15 protein-coding genes are annotated in these 18,709 nt (G+C 52.0%); 12 read left to right on the top strand and 3 right to left on the bottom strand.

The features are described from left to right. Positions 1-101: 101 nt before the first annotated feature. On the bottom strand, positions 102-1,886 hold the full coding sequence (locus tag P398_RS0113745) for a glycoside hydrolase family 13 protein (protein ID WP_029335771.1): 1,785 nt from the start codon (positions 1,884-1,886) through the stop codon (positions 102-104). Between the two features lie 372 nt (positions 1,887-2,258). On the opposite strand from P398_RS0113745, the gene P398_RS0113740 reads away from it, so the two are divergent. From P398_RS0113740 to P398_RS0113720, 5 genes are all read left to right on the top strand, one after another. Next, positions 2,259-3,524, top strand: coding sequence for an extracellular solute-binding protein (locus P398_RS0113740; protein ID WP_029335770.1), 1,266 nt, complete (start codon positions 2,259-2,261; stop codon positions 3,522-3,524). 105 nt (positions 3,525-3,629) lie between these two features. Next, positions 3,630-4,982, top strand: coding sequence for a carbohydrate ABC transporter permease (locus tag P398_RS0113735; RefSeq protein ID WP_029335768.1), 1,353 nt, complete (start codon positions 3,630-3,632; stop codon positions 4,980-4,982). 1 nt (position 4,983) lies between these two features. Then, positions 4,984-5,817, top strand: coding sequence for a sugar ABC transporter permease (locus P398_RS0113730; protein WP_029335767.1), 834 nt, complete (start codon positions 4,984-4,986; stop codon positions 5,815-5,817). A gap of 23 nt (positions 5,818-5,840) precedes the next feature. Continuing rightward, positions 5,841-7,352, top strand: coding sequence for an alpha-amylase family glycosyl hydrolase (locus P398_RS0113725; protein ID WP_029335766.1), 1,512 nt, complete (start codon positions 5,841-5,843; stop codon positions 7,350-7,352). A 45-nt stretch (positions 7,353-7,397) separates the two neighbouring features. Next, a complete protein-coding gene (locus tag P398_RS0113720) occupies positions 7,398-8,441 on the top strand; it encodes a LacI family DNA-binding transcriptional regulator (protein WP_029335765.1) in 1,044 nt (347 codons plus the stop codon). 120 nt (positions 8,442-8,561) lie between these two features. Here the strand turns inward: P398_RS0113720 and P398_RS0113715 are convergent, their stop codons facing one another. Beyond that, complete coding sequence (locus tag P398_RS0113715) at positions 8,562-10,028, bottom strand: IS1182 family transposase (RefSeq protein WP_029335764.1); 1,467 nt, start codon at positions 10,026-10,028, stop codon at positions 8,562-8,564. A gap of 481 nt (positions 10,029-10,509) precedes the next feature. On the opposite strand from P398_RS0113715, the gene P398_RS0113705 reads away from it, so the two are divergent. The 6 genes from P398_RS0113705 (at position 10,510) to P398_RS0113680 (ending at position 17,029) form a co-directional block, all read left to right on the top strand. Further along, on the top strand, positions 10,510-11,475 hold the full coding sequence (locus P398_RS0113705) for a DUF2382 domain-containing protein (protein ID WP_024371840.1): 966 nt from the start codon (positions 10,510-10,512) through the stop codon (positions 11,473-11,475). A gap of 81 nt (positions 11,476-11,556) precedes the next feature. After that, on the top strand, positions 11,557-12,366 hold the full coding sequence (locus P398_RS16420) for a YsnF/AvaK domain-containing protein (protein WP_024371841.1): 810 nt from the start codon (positions 11,557-11,559) through the stop codon (positions 12,364-12,366). Next, positions 12,366-12,773 (top strand): general stress protein, encoded by a 408-nt coding sequence (locus P398_RS0113695; RefSeq protein WP_024371842.1) that lies wholly within the window; start codon positions 12,366-12,368, stop codon positions 12,771-12,773. The genes P398_RS16420 and P398_RS0113695 overlap by 1 nt, the downstream gene beginning before the upstream one ends. A gap of 217 nt (positions 12,774-12,990) precedes the next feature. Continuing rightward, on the top strand, positions 12,991-15,288 hold the full coding sequence (locus tag P398_RS0113690) for a glycoside hydrolase family 65 protein (RefSeq protein ID WP_029335760.1): 2,298 nt from the start codon (positions 12,991-12,993) through the stop codon (positions 15,286-15,288). A 145-nt stretch (positions 15,289-15,433) separates the two neighbouring features. Continuing rightward, positions 15,434-16,282 (top strand): YitT family protein, encoded by an 849-nt coding sequence (locus P398_RS0113685; RefSeq protein WP_024371844.1) that lies wholly within the window; start codon positions 15,434-15,436, stop codon positions 16,280-16,282. Between the two features lie 75 nt (positions 16,283-16,357). Then, positions 16,358-17,029, top strand: coding sequence for a 5'-methylthioadenosine/S-adenosylhomocysteine nucleosidase family protein (locus P398_RS0113680; RefSeq protein WP_029335759.1), 672 nt, complete (start codon positions 16,358-16,360; stop codon positions 17,027-17,029). 492 nt (positions 17,030-17,521) lie between these two features. On the opposite strand, the gene P398_RS0113675 is transcribed toward P398_RS0113680, so the two are convergent. Then, a complete protein-coding gene (locus tag P398_RS0113675; RefSeq protein WP_029335757.1) occupies positions 17,522-18,334 on the bottom strand; it encodes a Cof-type HAD-IIB family hydrolase in 813 nt (270 codons plus the stop codon). A gap of 163 nt (positions 18,335-18,497) precedes the next feature. Here P398_RS0113675 and P398_RS0113670 point away from each other — a divergent pair, with 163 nt between their 5' ends. Next, the gene (locus P398_RS0113670; protein WP_024371847.1) at positions 18,498-18,692 is read left to right on the top strand and encodes a YjzD family protein; all 195 of its coding nucleotides are present in this window, start codon (positions 18,498-18,500) and stop codon (positions 18,690-18,692) included. The last annotated feature ends 17 nt before the right edge of the window (positions 18,693-18,709 follow it).

The following is an 18,709-nucleotide window of genomic DNA, read 5'->3' as shown; positions in this document are numbered from 1 at the left end:
TTCACAAATGTCATGTTACTCCTTTTGAAATGAAAAAGAAAGGGATTTGGTAAATTATTTTCAACAAAAAAACACCCGCCGAAGCAGGTGTTTGAGGAATATCATTTCATCTTCAAAATCGCTGTTCCGTACGGGGCAAGTTCGACTTCGAGCGAGTCCAAATCGCGGTCGTTGAGCAAGTCGTAAGCGCTTCCTGTATGGCCGAGCGGGTTGAGTACCGACGTCGTGTCTGAGTTATTGAAGTATATCAAATACGTCTCGTCTTTCGTGCAACGCTCGATGATGAGGGCGTTGTCTTCGTCATCGACAAGGTTGAAGCGATACGTGCCTGAATTGGCAAGTACCGGGTGATCTTTACGCAGTTGAATCAATTTCTTCGTGAAACGGAACAACTCACGGTCTTCTTGTTCTTCGTCCCATGGCATGCAGCGGCGGCAGCCCGGGTCTTGTTCACCTTCAAGTCCGATCTCATCTCCATAGTAAATACATGGACTGCCCGTATACGTGAGCATCGATGTCATGAGGAGTTTGAACTTGCCTTTATGGCCTTTCGCCCGGGTGAGGGCACGCGGCGTGTCGTGAGAGTCGATCAAGTTGAACGTCACTTCGTTCACGTTCATCGTGTTCATCATCTCGACGCGCGTCAACTCGTCGCGGAACTGTGATGCCGTCGTCCGGTCGAGCGCGAAATAGTTCAAGCTCGCGTTCGTGAACGGGTAGTTCATGACCGCATCGAACTGATCGCCTTGAAGCCACGGTTGGGCGTCATGCCAAATCTCACCGAGGATGTAGGCGTCCGGGTTCGCTTGTTTCACGGTGCGACGGAAGTCTCGCCAGAACGCGTGGTCGACTTCGTTGGCGACGTCTAGACGCCAGCCGTCAATGCCGAACTCCTCGACCCAATAACGGGCGACTTCTAATAAGTAAGCTTTGAGCGCAGGATGCTCGGTGTTGATTTTTGGCATATTCTTCTCGAACGCGAACGTGTCGTAGTTCGGCTTCGGCGTCGTCTCGATCGGGAAGTCGCGCAAGTAGAACCAATCCCGATACTCCGAGTGGGAACCGTTCTCGACGACGTCTTGGAACCACGGATGATGGTAACCGACATGGTTGAACACAGCGTCAAGCATGACTTTGATGCCATTCGCATGAAGCAAATCGACGAGTTCTTTAAATTTCTCTTTCGTCCCGAACTGAGGATCGATTTCCATATAATCGAGCGTATCGTACTTATGGTTCGTCGTCGCTTTAAAGATCGGGCAGAAATAAATACCGGTAATGCCAAGGTCGACGAGATGGTCGATATGGTCGATGACCCCTTGGAAATCCCCACCGAAGAAGTTTGTGATTGTCGGCTCGGTGCTGTTCCATGGAAGCGTCTCTTCTGGATTGAGCGACGGGTCACCATTTCCGAAGCGGTCCGGGAAGATTTGATACCATACCGTGTCTTTCACCCAAGACGGGGCGTGGAAGATGTCGATCGGATTGATGAACGGGACACAGAAGTAGTAACCGGTATCGTCGAGCGGTTTGTCTTCGAACCAGCCTTTCTCTGTGAATACGGCCGTCTCATTACCGTCATGAAGACGGAAACCGTAGCGGAGACGACGGAAAGGAGGTTTGACGGCGATGAACCAATAGTCGTATTGGTCATCGTGGCCGATTTTTTCCATCGGTGTCTCGAACGTCCGCCAGAAGCTCGGCTTGTCCGGGTCGAAGTTCCACATGGCCGGATCTTCCGAGTGCCAGTCGTAAGGATCGTTCCAAATTAAGTCAACCGATTGGATATCATTTCTTTTTGTATGAAAACGAATGTGAATCGTCTCCCGGTCATACTTGTAAACGAAAGGGGACATGGCGCGATGGTAAATAGCTTCTTTGATCAAGTGAAATCGTTCCTTTCTCTATTGGGGATATAACCATTTTACACTGTCGATTCTGAAATGAAACAACAGTTGCGAAAACGTTTGCTCAAGCAAAGGTTAATAAAGCGTTTACATTTTGTCAATCGTACATCACGATAATTATTGAAGAAACGACGACAAAAAATTAAAAAAGAGATAAATGGGTTAACGGCAAGAAAAAATCCTAAAAAAAAGACTTGTAAAACGCTTACACAACTGTATAATAAAAATTGAGGTGAGGATGCAAACGTTTTCACTGAGCGACTGATTTCGTAGCGGATTTGAATAAAATCAGTCGTTCAGCGCGGTTGCGCAAATCTGACCATACTAATTTCCTTGGGGAGGTTTTTCATCATGAAGATGAAAAAGATGGTAGCAGGACTTTCAACAGCAGTATTCGCATTTGGTGCACTTGCTGCATGTGGTGGCGGTACGGACAACGGTTCGACGAATGAAGGTGGTTCTTCAAGCGAGAACAAACCTGAAAAGATCGTCATCTGGGAAGACAACGACAAGTCTGAAACAACGAAAGAAGTTGCGAAGGCGTTCGAAGAAGAGCATGGCGTAAAAGTTGAAGTTGTCGAAGTACAGATGACAGACCAAAAAGACAAGCTTGCGCTTGACGGTCCGGCTGGAAAAGGTCCAGACATCGTGCTCATACCACACGACCAGATCGGTACAATCGTAGACCAAGGTCACTTGGCTCCAATCGCTGACGAAGGATCACTTGACGCGTTCACAGACTCTGCGAAATCAGCTGTCATGTTCGATGGTCAAGCTTACGGATATCCAAAATCAGTTGAGACACCAGTTCTCATGTACAACAAAGACTTGCTGGCTGAAGCTCCAGCATCTATGGACGACCTTTACAAGTTATCAAACGATGTGAAAGCTGACGGACAGTACGGATTCCTCGCACTTTGGGATAACTTCTACTTCGCACATGGTGTTGTCGCTGGATTCGGCGGATACGTGTTCAAAGAGGACGGTGGCGCACTCGACCCAACGGATATCGGTTTGAACAACGAAGGCGCGGTTGAAGGATTCGAATACATCGGTAAATGGTACGAAGAAGGTCTCTTCCCTAAAGGATTGATCGGAGAGTCTGGTGGTCAAGCGATGGACCAACTCTTCACTGAGAAGAAAGCTCATTCAGTCATGAACGGACCATGGGCTGTAGCTAGTTACACAGAAGCAGGCGTGAATCTCGGAGCGGCTCCAATGCCAACACTTCCGAACGGTGAGCCAATCAAGACGTTCATGGGTGTGAAAACATATGCCCTTTCAGCTTACACAGAAAACCAAGAGTGGGCTGAAAAGTTCCTTCAAGAGTTGACGAATGAAGAAAACGCATTGGCAATGTTTGAAACATACAACGAAATCCCACCAGTAGCAGCACTCGAGTCGAACGAGACAATCACGTCGAACGAAGTAGCGAAAGCGGTATTCGATCAAGCGACAAACGCGATCCCAATGCCTAACATTCCTGAAATGGGACAAGTTTGGGAGCCAATGGCACAAGCACTTCAGCTCGTTGCAACTGGCAAGCAAGATGCACAAAAATCAGCTGACGATGCTGTGAAAGTCATCGAGCAACAAATCCAAGCGAACAACCAATAAGGAACTGAAATGACGGGGTACGCCAACTGGCGTTCCCCCTCATTTTCTAGAATTGAGCAAACGCTTGCTCGATTGATTTGCTCAAATTGAAAGGAGAAATTGAGGATGGCTTCAATTCCGAAACCGAACACGCCGGATCAACGTCCGGACAAACCGACCAACCATGCCCGGAACGCCGCATTACTCTCGATCATTCCGGGAGCCGGACAGTTTTATAACAATCAACGTGCGAAAGCGATCGCTTTCTTTATCGTCATTATGTCTTATTTCGCAGTAAACTACGATCTCTTTTTCAAAGGCGCGGGCGCAGGACCTGGCGACCGTGGTGGCCTTTGGGGATTGATCACGCTTGGCGAAGTAGCAGGACCTCGTAACGACCACTCCATCTTCTTGATGGTAGAAGGTATTGTCGCATTAATCTTACTGTTCTTCGGGATTGCGTTTTACATCTGGAACATTCGTGACGCATACCGAGTCGGTCGCATTCGTGATCAGCACCTAAACGTGCCAACGTTCCAAGTGCAGCTTCGCAACTTGCGTGACCACGGATTCCCATACTTGATGTTGATCCCGTCACTCATCTTGCTCGTCTTCACTGTCGTTTTACCGCTCATCTTCACGTTCTTGATCGCTTTCACGAACTACCGCTACAATAACGCACCACCGGCGAAACTCGTCGAGTGGATCGGATTCAGCAACTTCACGAGCATCTTCCAAATCGACATCTGGCGTGATACGTTCGTCAGCGTCCTCGGTTGGACGCTCGTCTGGACGGTCGCTTCAACGGTCGGTGTCATCGCGATCGGGATCTTCCTTGCGGTTCTGTTGAACCAAGAAGGACTCCGTTTCCGTCGCTTGTTCCGTTCGATTTTGATCTTGTCATGGGCCGTACCGGCGTTCATCACGATCTTGATTTTCCGTTCGATGTTCAACGAATCGTTCGGTGTGTTCAACACGACGATCCTCCCGGCGTTCGGGCTTGACCCGATCAGTTGGATGACGGACCCGACGGCGACGCGAAGCGCGCTCATCTTGATTCAGTGGTGGCTAGGCTTCCCGTTCATCATGACGCTCATGACGGGTGTGTTGCAGTCGATCCCGGGTGACTTGTATGAAGCCGCGACGATTGACGGCGCAACAATCTTTGATAAGTTCCGCTTGATCACGTTGCCGATGCTCTTGTTCGCAACAGCACCGATCTTGATCACGCAGTTCACGTTCAACTTCAACAACTTCAACTTGATTTATCTCTTCAACGGTGGGGGACCAGCTGTGCCAGGACAGACGGCCGGCGGTACCGACATCTTGATCTCATGGATTTACAAATTGTCTCTCGGTGCCAACCCGCAATACGGACTTGCGGCTGCGATCACGCTCATCTTGTCATTCTTCATCATGACACTTGCCGTCATCCAGTTCCGTCGGACAAAATCTTTCAAAGACGAGGATATGATTTGATATGAAAAAACAAAAACGAATCAATCTGGCGCTCTCTTATGTCATCTTGACGTTGGCGTCGATCATCATCCTTTATCCGATGCTTTGGGTAGTGGGGACGTCGTTCAACCCGGGACGTACGATCACGTCGAAAATCATTCCGGACAATCCGACGCTCATTCACTATAAAAACTTGTTTGATCTAACGATTTCAGATTATAGTTTATGGTATGTGAATACATTGAAGATTGCCTTCATCACGATGGCACTCGCGGTCATTCTCGTTACGATCACCGGTTATGTATTCTCGCGTTATCGTTTCGTCGGACGGAAGAACTCGCTCATCTTGTTCCTCGTCTTGCAAATGGTGCCGCAATTCGTTGCCATCATCGCGATTTACGTGCTCCTGAACATGCTCGGTCTTCTTGACACGCATACGGCGCTCATCCTGCTGTACGCCGGCGGGGCGATTCCGATGAACACGTATCTCGCCAAAGGTTACTTCGATACGATTCCGAAAGAGCTCGATGAAGCCGCTCGGATGGATGGTGCCGGTCACCTTCGTATCTTCTGGCAAATTATTTTGCCGCTCGCGAAGCCGATTGTCGCAACGATTGCCCTGTTCAACTTCATGGGCCCGTTCAACGACTTTATCTTGGCATCGCTCGTCCTTCGTTCACCGGAGAAACAGACACTTGCGGTTGGTCTCTTTAACATGATTTCTCGAGAGTTCGACAACAACTTCACGTTGTTCGCGGCAGGCGCCGTCCTTTCGGCCCTCCCAATCGTGCTCTTGTTCTTCATGTTCCAACGCTACTTCGTCTCGGGTCTCACTGCGGGTGGTACGAAAGGATAATACTCACTTAAGGGGGAAGCGATATGAGGCGAGGCGTCGTGCTCGTTCTCCTGTCGCTTCTTTTGTTTCCTACAATTGTCGGAGCGAAAGAAGCAGCAACATGGGAACAAGAACGCATGTACTTTATTATGGTCGACCGGTTCGTTGACGGAAATCCCGATAACAACGACCAAGTCGACAAAGATGACCCGAAAGCCTTCCATGGCGGAGATATTCGAGGCGTCATTGAAAAGCTCGATTACATCGAGTCGCTCGGTTTCACGTCCATCTGGTTGACGCCGGTGTTTGAGAATATGCCGGACGGCTACCACGGCTATTGGATTAAAGATTTTTATGAGATCGACCCGCAGTTCGGGACGAAAGAAGATTTACAGGAACTCGTCGACGAGGCGCATAAGCGAGACATGAAAGTCATCCTCGATTTCGTCGTCAACCACGTCGGCCCGGGTCATCCTTGGGTCGAAGAGAAGCCAGACTGGTTCCATGACGAGTTACCGATCGTTTTATGGAACGATCAAGAACAAGTCGAGACACATTGGCTCTTTGACTTGCCAGACTTTAAAACCGAAGACCCGGAAGTGAAAGACTACTTGATCGAGGCAGCGACGTACTGGATTGAAGAGACCGGCATCGACGGCTATCGCCTTGATACGGTCCGTCACGTCGACAAGCCGTTTTGGGAAGATTTCGTCGAAGCGGTGCGTGCGGTCGACCCAGACTTTTATCTGTTAGCCGAGGTGTTCGACCCGAATCCGCAGTATGTCGCCGAATATGATGACCTAGGCTTCAACAGCATCACGAACTTTACGTTTTATGACCGCGTCGCCAAGACGATGGCGCAAAAGCAGGCGAACGTCGACGAGATCGATGTCGCCGCAAGCTACGCCCAGACGTTCTTCAACGACCCGAACCAAATGGCGACGTTCCTCGACAACCATGACGTGGAACGATTCATGCACGTCGCTGAACGTGGCGGCGCCGAGTCGGCTGAACGCCGTTTACGACTCGGGTTGTTCGCCCTGTATGCGTCACCAGGCATGCCGATCGTCTTTCAAGGGACGGAGAATGCCCAAACAGGTGGCGCCGATCCGGCGAACCGCGACATGACCGATTTCCCTGGAAATGAGGACTTGCAAGCATACGTCGCGACGATGAACCGGATGCGCGCCGAATATCCGGTGTTCGCAACCGGTGAACAGCGAATGCTCGCGTCCGAAGACGGGATGGCCGTGTTCGAGCGCCGGAATGGCGATGATGTCGCCTTATATGCCATCAATATGAACGGAGAAGACAGAGAGATTCAATTCGAGGTAAGCGAAGTCGGTGAAGACACACGCCTTCGCGGTCTCCTGTTCTCACAACTCGTCACTGAAAAACGTGGCACGTTCACGATCAAACTTGCCGGTGAGAGCGCGAACGCCTACATCGTCGAGGAATCGGAAGTGAACATGTGGACGATTGGCCTGCTCGTCATCGCTATTCCAATCTTTTTGACGGGACTTGTGATGTGGAAGCGGCGCTGCAGCGCGAATTGATCGATGTCAGGGAACTTAGAACTAACGGAAGCAAGGGGGAGCACCATGCAAGTCACGATTAAAGATGTCGCGAAACACGCCAACGTCGCACCGTCGACGGTGTCTCGCGTCATCGCGAACAGTCCACGGATCAGTCAAAAAACGAAAGAACGCGTGCGCAGTTCGATGGAGGAACTCGGGTACCATCCGAACATCCACGCGAGAAGTCTTGCCAACCGCTCGACGCAGTCGATTGGTCTCGTCATGCCGAGCGCGGCGACGAAAACGCTGCAAAACCCGTTTTTCCCGGAAGTGCTCCGCGGAATCAGCACGAAAGCGCATCAGAACGGGTACTCGCTCTACATGACGACAGGGGTCACAGAAGAAGAGGTGTTGTCGGGTGTCATCGAGATGGTACAAGGGCGTCGGGTCGACGGCGTCATCGTCCTCTATTCGCGCGAAGACGACAAAGTCGTTCAGTATTTACGTCAAACGAAATTCCCGTTCGTCGTGGTCGGGAAGCCGTTCGGGGACGCTTCGTCGATCACCTACGTCGATACGGACAATTACTTGGCCGGCCGGGAAGTGACGAAACATTTGTACAATCTCGGTCATCGTCGCATCGCCTTCATCGGCGGCTCGGATAAACTCGCCGTCACGCAAGACCGCCGCAACGGCTATGCGACGGCGCTCATGGAAGCCGGTATCCCGGTGCGTGAAGATTATATCGCCCGCGCCGAGTTCATGACGAAAGGCGGCGCGAAGGCCGTTCGCGAGTTGCTGCACATCGAAGAACCGCCGACAGCCGTCGTCGTCAGCGATGACATGATGGCGCTCGGCGTCATCAGCACGCTCAGCGAGATGGGGTTAAAGATTCCTGAGGACGTCGCCGTCGTCAGCTTCAATAACGTCTACATCGCCGAACATTCGAATCCACCGCTCACATCGGTCGAAATCAACATCTTCGGCCTCGGGTTTGAGGCGACGAACTGCTTGATCGAACAGATCGGGGACAGTGCGCCGCCATACGGAAAACGCGTCATCGTGCCGCACTATCTCGTCGTCAGACAGTCGTGCGGACAAAAAAAGGCCGGACAACCGACTGAATAATTTGTAACCCTCTCGTCTTCGGAGAGGGCACTGAAAAACCTCCGCTCTATCCGAGCGTGAAAAGAAAAAAGGGGGATTGAACCGACTCACGTCGGGACAATCCCTCTTTTTTCCTTGCCCTCATCCTGTATTTTCTTTTCGAAGGGCGATGATTCGCTTCAGGTTGACCGCAATGATTGCCATCACGCCCTGTAACGTCATGCCTTTCAGGTCTGACGTCTTGTTGCGCGCCAGACCTTGCGGGTTCTTCAATTGACTATTTTTCGCCTCGATGGCGAAGCGCTTGCGGCGATAGTCCTTGAACTCATCCGTCTGCTCGTACTCGTACTGTTCGCTATGCTCCCTCGATTTCAAGGACACGCTGTACGTTTTCGATTTTGCACCATTCTTGTAACAGCCATTGCGCAACGGGCATTGCTTACAGAGCTCGATATCGAAATAATGCGTTTCTTTCTGGTTTTTACCGATGTCCTTTGTCCCTGTCCGGGCCTTCCGGATGGCCATGTGCCCGGCGGGGCAGACGTAGCGTTCGGCATCCTTGTTGTAGGTGAACCCCTCACCGCGGTTATCAGCCGGCGAATAGACACGCGGATTCAACGGGGCGACAAGCTTACATCCTTGTGAGGCAGCGTAAATCAGGTTGTCACGGCCAGAATAGGCGGCGTCACCCACGATGTGGTCGAACTCGGCACCGGCTAGATGGCTCTTCTCAACAAGACTCGCCAATTGTGGCCCGTCTGCCACCTCGCCAGATGTGACGACGACAGCCGTGATGATGCCCTCCTCCGTCATCGCGAGATGGTGCTTGTAGCCGAAGAACGACGAGTCGGCACTCTTGTGCCCTGTCCGGGCATCGCTGTCTTTGGACACCTGCAGCTCGACATGCGCATCCTCCGCTAGCTCACGCACCCGGTTCACCTGGTCTCGGATGTGCTCGCGAAACATCAGCTCGGGCATCCCGGTCTCGACGGTCTCTGCGACGGCAAGCGCATAGGCGAGGAGTTGGTCGATATCCTCCTCGTCGACCTTTTCCGGGAAACGACCTTTCGCATCGACCGATGATTGGTAGCACGCTTGTCTCAGGCGTTTCGTCTCGTCGATGATTGCCTGTCTGATCGGTTTCTGCCCGTACCGGGCCCGTGAATGGGTCGCGTCGACGATCAATGTCCGTCCCTTGAGCAGCCCCATCCCTTTCGCGACCTCGACCGTGTGCCCGATCAACTTCTCGAGCAGCTCGTCGTCGTCCATGCGCTGACGACGGAACTTCGTGAGCGAGGAGGGGTTGATGACGTCATCTTCCGGTGCCAGGTCCAGAAAATATTTGTAGGTGAGGTCGGTCTTCGCCCGTCTGACGAGGTCGACGTCGGACAGGTTCGAATGCGCCTTCAGGAACAGATATTTGAACATCCGGACAGGATGGACGGCCATCCGACCGTTGTCGTGGCAATACGTATCCTCGAGTAGGTCCGTGATAAAATCGAACGAGACGAGGTCATGGATGAGCCGCAGTTCGTCATCGGCCGGGATCAACAGGTCATAGAGGGCCGCATACGGGCTCGGCGGCATGTTGGGCAGGTCAGGCATCATCGGGATCGCCTCCAGATTGGTTGGTTACAGCCAGTATAGTCCGGAATGTCAGGCGCGTACAGCGCCGCCCGAGGGCACGCCGACTCCCGGGGAATCAGCGGGCAAGGCGAGACCCAGCAGCGACGACGTCGCGATGCGGCTCGGCGCCCGCCCCCAGGAAAGCGGCGTGCCGGACAGGGCGGCTGAAGGGCAATGAAAACAGAGGAGCGCCATCCCTTCCGGGACGACGCTCCTCTGTTCAAAAACATTTGAAGTTTTTCAGTGCCCTCGTCTTCGGATGAGAGGTTTTTTTTCATGCATATTATAGAAGGCGTTACAATCAGACAAAAGTCACAACGTTACAAACAGATTACAATCATGAAAGAAATGCATGAAACGGTGTTGCAAGGGAACACATACATTACCGGCAGGATGGTAGAACATAACGAATCAGCCCAGCCAATAACCAAAAAAATAAAGAATTTGAAAGGGAGATACAATCATGGATAACAAACGTTACGTAGGAACTTACTATCAGGAGTCAGAACTCGTGTCAAAAATTGATGAGCTCCGTGCTCAAGGTCATCGTGAAGAAGACTTGTACGTCGTTGTGAAGGATAAATCGAACCTTTCAATGGTTCGCGGCGAAACGGGCGCAGAAGTAAAAGAAACAAAAGCATCATGGCTTGATCGCTTCTTCGGAGTCGCGGACGGTGCAGACGAAGTTCGTCACACGTTCGACAAACTCGGCTTCTCAGAAGAAGAGACGGCACGCCACCATTCAGATATCGAGAACGGCGGCTTCGTCCTCTTGCTTGATACGGACGATGGTGTCCTCGATAACGGACGGAACGATACGTTCGAAGGACGTACGTCAGCAGGCTACGGTTCAGAAGGGAACGAGGCTGGCAACATGACGGCTCGTGACCCGATTGGTACAGGTGTCGGAGCAGCCGGAACAGGTCTTGACGCGACGGGATCGCATCATGACTCGACGCGTCACCACGATATGGATGAGGACATCCGCAACCGCACCGACTTGACGGACGAGCAGAAGTTGCAGTTGCATGAAGAACGTCTACAAGTGAACAAAGAGCGCGTCCAAACGGGCGAGGTTCGCGTCGAGAAAGACGTCGTCGAGCATGAGGAACGCATCGATGTCGAAGTCGAGCGTGACGAAGTGTATGTCGAGCGACGTCCAGTCGACGGTGACCGCGCCGCGACAGACCACTCGTTCGATGCGAAGAACGAACGTGACGAGATTCGTGTCCCTGTGACGGAAGAACGTGTCGATGTGACGAAGAAAGATGTCGTCGCGGAAGAGATTGTCGTCGGCAAAGAAAAAGTGAAGGATACTGAAACAGTACGGGAGACAGTCCGGAAGGAAGAAGCCCATATCGAGGGTGAAGATGACCTCCGCAAGCGTGACGGTGACCACACACGCCGTGACGACCGCGACCGCCTCTAATTTGACCAAGTACCTGAAGAAGGATGGTTCTCTCTAAAGGGACCATCCTTTTTTTACGACATAGTTTAGGAGGAATGAGACATGAGACAAGCCATCATTTCTGAACTGTTCGACGATGCCACGGCGTTGCTCGCGCGGACGGTCGACTTGAAACGAGAAGGTTACGACGAAGGAGACATGTTCGTGCTCGTCAAACGTAAAGAGACGGGAGAGGCCGTGAAACGTCAATCGAATCTATACGTTCTCGTCGCCGACGACCCGCAGGCGATCGCTTCGCTCGTCACATCGAGCGAGCGTCCGGTCGAGCGATGGCTCGGCAGTATGCGCTTGACGCCTGAAAGACAGGAGACGTTCGCCCAGGCGATCGAGCAAGGAAAGTTGTTCCTCTACGTCGACGCGGAACAAGGCGAACGGCTCGAAGCAGAGACAGCGACCCGTCGAAAACAAGCGACAGACACCGAAGAACAAACGCTCGCCCTGCATGAGGAACGGCTCGACGTGAAGAAGCGAGCGGTCCAAACCGGTGAGCTCGTCGTGAACAAACGTGTCACCGAGACCGATCAAGAGATTGAAATCCCGATTCGGAGGGAACAGTTACACGTAGAGCGCAAAGACGGCTCGCTAGAAGAGATTGAAGACTATGATTTCGACCGACCGGGCATCCGGACGATCGACGAAGGCGATCACCTTCGGATTCAAGTCATCGAAGAGCGAGCGTTCATCGTCAAGCGACCTGTCGTCGTCGAGGAGATCATCGTGCATAAGCACGTGCGAGAAGACGTCGAAACGGTCACGGAGACGTTGCGCAAAGAAGAGATCGAGGTCCGGGAGGAAGGCGATGCCCGCATCGACATCGATTCATCACTTACAGAGCGAAAGGATGAGACATAATGAGCAGAAGACGATTTGTTGACACGTACCAAGACGAGGCGGCCCTCGTCTCGAAGATTGATCAGTTGAACCATGATGGCTATGACGAGAAGGACTTGTTCGTCGTCGTGCGAGACGAGGATAACGTATCGCTCGTCAAACGAAACACCGATGCGAAAGTGGAAGAGGCTTCAGCTTCATGGCTGCAAAAGTTTGCCGGCGTCGCTGAAGGCGAGCAAGAAGTGAAACGAGCGCTCCTCGACCTCGGACTCGCGGACGATGACGTGAACAAGGCGTACGGAGACATCATGAGCGGTGGTTATGCGCTCATTCTCGATGAACCGGATACCGGCTTCAACGACGGGGACAACCCGGCGTTTGAAGGGCATGAAGGCAATGCGGCGTTCGGCCGCGATCGCGACGTTTGATTTGGAACGGCTTCGGGGGAACTCGAAGCCGTTTTTGTCTGCCGTAAACTGTGAGGAAAAAAAGAAAGAAAAAGTTCTATGCAAACGATTGCATTCTTCGTTAAGTCGTGTAAAATGAGAGGTGAGATTGAAATACAGCGCTTTCATAGACAAACGGTTGCATGATTCCTTTGTCTATCGAGGAGTAGCCTTGTAGAGAAAAAGGAGTGGCAGACAGATGAAACGATTGTTTGCAGTCGATGAATGGAAAGTAACGGAAGAAGGGCTTCACCCGAAAGAGAACCGTCTCGCCGAATCGATCACCTCGCTCGGTAACGGGCATATGGGGATGCGCGGGAACTTCGAGGAAGATTACTCGAATGACACGCACCAAGGGTTTTATGTGGCAGGCGTCTATTACCCGGACAAAACGCGCGTCGGTTGGTGGAAGAACGGCTATCCGGAATACTTCGCAAAAGTGTTGAACGCAACAAACGTCATCGGACTTCGTGTTGCCATTAACGGGACAGCGGTCGACTTGGCGAAATGGGACGTGAAAGAATTCAAGCGCGAGCTCGATATGCAACGTGGCGTCCTCACGCGGACGTTCACATTGTTGAACGGGACGGAAGAGACGAAAGTGAAAGTCGTCCGTTTCTTCTCGATCGTCGATAAAGAAATCTTAGCGATTCGTTATAACGTCACGCCGATCAACTACGAGGCGAAAATCGAGTTTACGCCATACTTGGACGGTGACGTCGTCAACGAGGACTCGAACTATGATGAGAAGTTCTGGTTGCCAGTCGAACACGGTGTCGAAGAGCGTTTCGGTTTTGTCACGACGAAGACGAAAAAGCTCGATTGGCACGTGACGGCCTCGATGATTGCAGACGTCGAAGGCGCGCGCTGTGAAGTGCTCGAAGCGACCGACCTGTTCGTCGCGAACAAGTTCACGGTGACGGCGCCGGCCGGTGAGACGGCAACGGCGTACAAATACGTATCGGTCGTCACGAACCGTGACTACGAGATTGATGGACTGCAATCGGCAGGGATGCAACGCGTCGAGGCGGCGTTTGAAAAAGGATTCGAGACGCTGCTTGCCGAGCAGACCGACGCCTGGCTCGCGCGCTGGGAAGATGCTGACGTTCGCATTGATGGCGACGCCGAGGCGCAGCAAGGCATCCGCTTCAACATCTTCAATATGTATCAAACGTACACGGGTGAAGACTCACGTCTCAACATCGGACCGAAAGGGTTCACCGGTGAAAAGTATGGCGGTGCGACGTATTGGGATACAGAAGCGTATTGCCTCCACTTCTATTTAGCGACAGCCAAACCGGAAGTGTCATGGAACTTGCTCAAATATCGCCATAACCAATTGCCGCAAGCGAAAGAGAACTCGGTGAAAAACGTCGGGATGGAAGGTGCCCTCTATCCGATGGTGACGATGAACGGGGAAGAGTGCCACAACGAGTGGGAAATCACGCACGAAGAGATTCATCGGAACGGTGCGATCGCCCATGCGATCTTCAACTATACGAACTTCACGGGCGACAAGTCATACCTTGGCAAATACGGACTTGAAGTATTGGTCGAGATCTCGCGTTACTGGGCGAGCCGCGTCAACTTTGTGCCACACAAAGACGTGTATATGATCCTAGGCGTCACAGGTCCGAACGAATATGACAACAACGTCAACAACAACTGGTACACGAACTTGATCGCCGCGTGGACGCTCGAGTACACGCAAGAAGTATACAACTACTTGAAAGAAGCGGAGCCGGCTCGTCTTGACGAACTCGTGGCGACGCTTGGTCTATCGGATGAGGAGATCGCGAAGTGGAACGACATCCAAACGAAGATGTACTATCCGAAAGACGACCTCGTTCCTGACGTGTTCATGCAACAGGACGGCTTCATGGATAAAGAGCAGATCTTAGTGAAAGACCTCGATCCGAAACACTTGCCGCTCAACCAGAACTGGTCGTGGGACCGCATCCTCCGCTCGAACTTCATCAAACAGGCGGACGTGCTCCAAGGTCTCTACACGTTCAGCGACCGCTTCACGCTTGAGCAGAAACAGGCGAACTTCGACTTCTACGAACCGCGTACGGTCCATGAGTCGAGCCTATCGCCTTGCGTCTACTCGATCATTGCGGCAGAAGTCGGTTATGAGGACAAAGCGGTCGAACTATACCAACGTTCAGCCCGACTCGACCTCGACAACTATAACAACGACACAGAAGACGGCTTACACATCACGTCGATGGTCGGTTCGTGGATGTCGATCGTCCACGGCTTCGCCGGGATGCGCGCGCTCGACAATGAGCTGACGTTCAGCCCGATGATTCCGAAAGATTGGAACGGCTACTCGTTCAACATGCTCTGGCGCGGCCATCATTTGACGATCTCATCGACACGTGACCACGTGACGATCAAGCAGAACGGCGGTACAGCTGTCGACATCCGCGTCTACGGAAATGTCGTCACGGTACCGGCGAACGAAGCGGTGACTGTCGAAACGGTGAAAGCGTAATCAAATGTGTGCTCGCAACAAGTCGGCTTCGGCCGGCTTGTTTTTTATTCGGCACCGTCTACAGATTGGCTTATTTTAATGATAGGCAGCGCCTGGAATCTATGTTATCTTGATTCTTAGCTATTTTTGAAAGGGGAGACAAAACTTGACGGAAGCCGTTAAAGAACATGCTCGCATCGGAATCGTTTCGATTATTGGGGGAGTGTTCGTTGCATTATCCATGACATTATTTTTAATCCCGGCGGGGGTATACTCGACCGGATTTACAGGGCTCGCCCAAATCTTTACGCAACTGTTTGCGGGGACACCGTTTGAGCTTGGGGAAGGGATTTGGTTCTTCGTCTTAAACGTGCCGTTGTTGATTGTCAGTTACTTCATGCTCGGCAAGAACATGATGATTCATACGCTCATCAGCGTCGCGGCTGTCACCGTGTTCATTCGCGTGCTTCCACAATCGCAGCTCCTCTCGGACGACCCGCTCTTGAACGCCGTGTTCGGCGGGGTCTTGCTTGCGATCGGTTCGGGGATCACGATTCGCTTCGGTGCCTCGACGGGTGGATTCGATATCGTCGCCCTCATCTTGGCGAAGTTCACGAACAACTCGGTCGGCGTCTACTTGTTCCTTATGAACATGATGATCGCGCTCTGGGCCGGTGCTTTATTCGGATGGCAGACGGCGCTGTACACGATTGTCTTCTTGTATGTGACATCGAAAGTCATCGATGAGATTTATACGAACACGCAGCGGCAGACGCTCTTCATCGTCACGAGCCACCCGGATGAAGTGACGAAAGAATTGCACCAGCACGTCTTCCGCGGCATCACGCTCATGCCGGCGATCGGCACATACTCGAAAGTCGAGAAGGCGACGCTCATGATGGTCGCCCAACGCCACGAAGTGCGTGAAATCACGCGCATCTGTAAGGATGCCGACCCGACCGTCTTCATCAACATGGTCCCAACCGAAGATGTCGAAGGCGCGTTCCGACGTTAAAATGAACCCCCGCTGAGTATTCGGCGGGGGTTATTGTATAGTTAGCAATAAGAATGATAGAGGGGCGGTTGCGTGATGATCGGAGTCAGTATTGCGACGAAGTGGGAATATGACGCGACATTGGACTATTATGATGTAAAAGACGAGGAGCGTTTCAGTTACCCGTATGGCGAGTATTTCAAGAGGACGCTTGATGACGTCGAACTTATTTTCTACAGCACCGGTGTGCGGAAAGCGAATGGGGTCGGTGCCAATCAATATATGATGTCTCGGTTCAATTTAGCAAAGATAATCGTGGCTGGGACGTGTGCCGGAATCGACGATACATACACTGACTTGGATATCTTTGTGCCTCATCGCGCCGTTCAATACGATTGCACGGTCAAGGAAGTGGAGCCGCTCATCAAGCCATCGTTCATCGTCGAGCTAGGGATAGCGAATTACGGAGACGATTTTTTGACCGGTACCATCGCGACGGCCGATCGCGCGGTTGTGATGTGGAACGACTATTTGGAACTGAAGGAACACGGCATCACCATCGCAGATACGGAAGCAGGGGCCATCGCATATATCTGCAAGATAAATGACGTCGAATGCATCATCATCAAAGGCATCTCAGATTTCCCGACGGATGAACGCGACGCGAATCCAGTCGACTCGAATGCGGAACAAATCAAGGTGTACATCGCGAACACTCCGAAAGTCATGACTAAGATTTTTGACGACTATTTGTGGCGCTTTATTTGACTACGGTGAAGGATAAACAGGAAATCACTGAAATGAATAACAGTCGGTATTTTGCGGGCCGTTAACGAGCCAATTCGTAAAAAGATAATTGATGCGCCTTTTTTGTGTAAGGTGATTTCGAGGCGTACTACCCAATACAAGATTGAATAAATGTCATGGATCCGGCTGTTCAGGGCCAACAAACGGATTACCTTCTCCATCTTTAATGCGGCTACCATTAAGTTGGAGCGTCGGACGGCTTAAACTATCGGCCGCTGATGCCACTGAAAAAGACGAGAGGACACCCTTGGCGCGAGCTATCGCGTCGCTCATCCGACGGCGCCGGAGACTCCTGAGGGATCAGCGAGCCAGGGGAGACCCAGCAGCGACAACGTCGCGATGCGGCTCCCTACTCGCCCCTAGGAAAGCGGAGGCGCCAGAAGGAAGAGCGTGAAACATTGTGGTGGTCAATAAGCTAAAAAACACCGACTGCATGCACAGTCGGTGTGGAGATTATGCTTTGATGCCGAGTTTTTCTTCGAGGTAGATGGCGATCCCGTCGTCCATGTTCGAGGCGGTCACTTCGTTCGCGACAGCTTTCAACTGGCTGATGGCGTTGCCCATCGCGACACCGGTCCCGACGTAGTCGAGCATCTCGAGGTCGTTCTCCTCGTCACCGAAGGCGATGATGTTCTTCCGGTTGATGTTCAAGTGTTTCGACACTGCACGAAGGCCGAGTGCTTTCGACGTGTTTTGGCTCATGACCTCGATCATGTGCTCGGGCATCCGCCATTGACGGTTCAACACGGCCTCGGCGTGAACTTTGTTCAAGCGCGAACGGACGTGGTCGACGTGCTCTTTCGTCGCATGGATGAGAAGCGATGTCGGCTCTTCCTGTAAATGTTTGAGCAAGTCGCCTGATGTGACGCTGAGCGCCCGTTCGGCGTAAGGGCTGTAAAACTCTTGCGGATCTTTATGGAAATAGACGTGGTCGGTCACTTCGACGACGATGTTATGTGCTCTCGTCTCTGACACTTCTTCGATGATATCGTGTGCCGTCTTGAGCGGGATCGGACGGTGAGTCACCGCGTAAGACGTGTCTTTTGGATGGTGGACGAGCGCTCCGTTGAAGTTGATCAAAGGCGTCGTCAAGCCGAGCTGTTCGTAGTACATGATCGAGTGGCGTTGGGGACGTCCCGTCGCAATCATGACTTCATGACCCGCCTCCCGAGCCGCCTGTAGCGCGCGGATGTTCCGGTCGCTGATCGTCTTGTCGTCTCGTAACAACGTACCGTCTAAATCAACTGCGATTAAATAACGTGACATAAGTCATCCTCTTTTCTTCGATGTGCTGTTTCTCTGACGGTATCATACTTCCGGTTTCAACGGAAAGAATATACAATCGAGGTCGCACATTCTATGGTAACAATGCTATACTAAGGTCGTATGGATTTTTCATGAATCATCTGTGAGATGGAGGGGACTTTCGATGCGTTATTTAGTCACATTGTTCTGGGCGATCTTGCTTTCGAACACAGCAATCTTTATCATTTCTGCTGTCGATGGCGTGCCATTCAATGCGATGCTCGCGACAGCGTTTGGCGTGGTCATCACAATCTTTATCGTACTCTTGGATACGCTTAACCGCGATATGGGGATCAGCGACGTCGCTCAAGAGAAGTAAGGCGTTCACAATCAAAC

The sequence above is a fragment of the Exiguobacterium aurantiacum DSM 6208 genome (assembly GCF_000702585.1).
In the GTDB taxonomy this organism is placed as follows: Bacteria; Bacillota; Bacilli; order Exiguobacteriales; family Exiguobacteriaceae; genus Exiguobacterium; species Exiguobacterium aurantiacum.
This window is presented reverse-complemented; position numbering and strand designations above follow the sequence as displayed.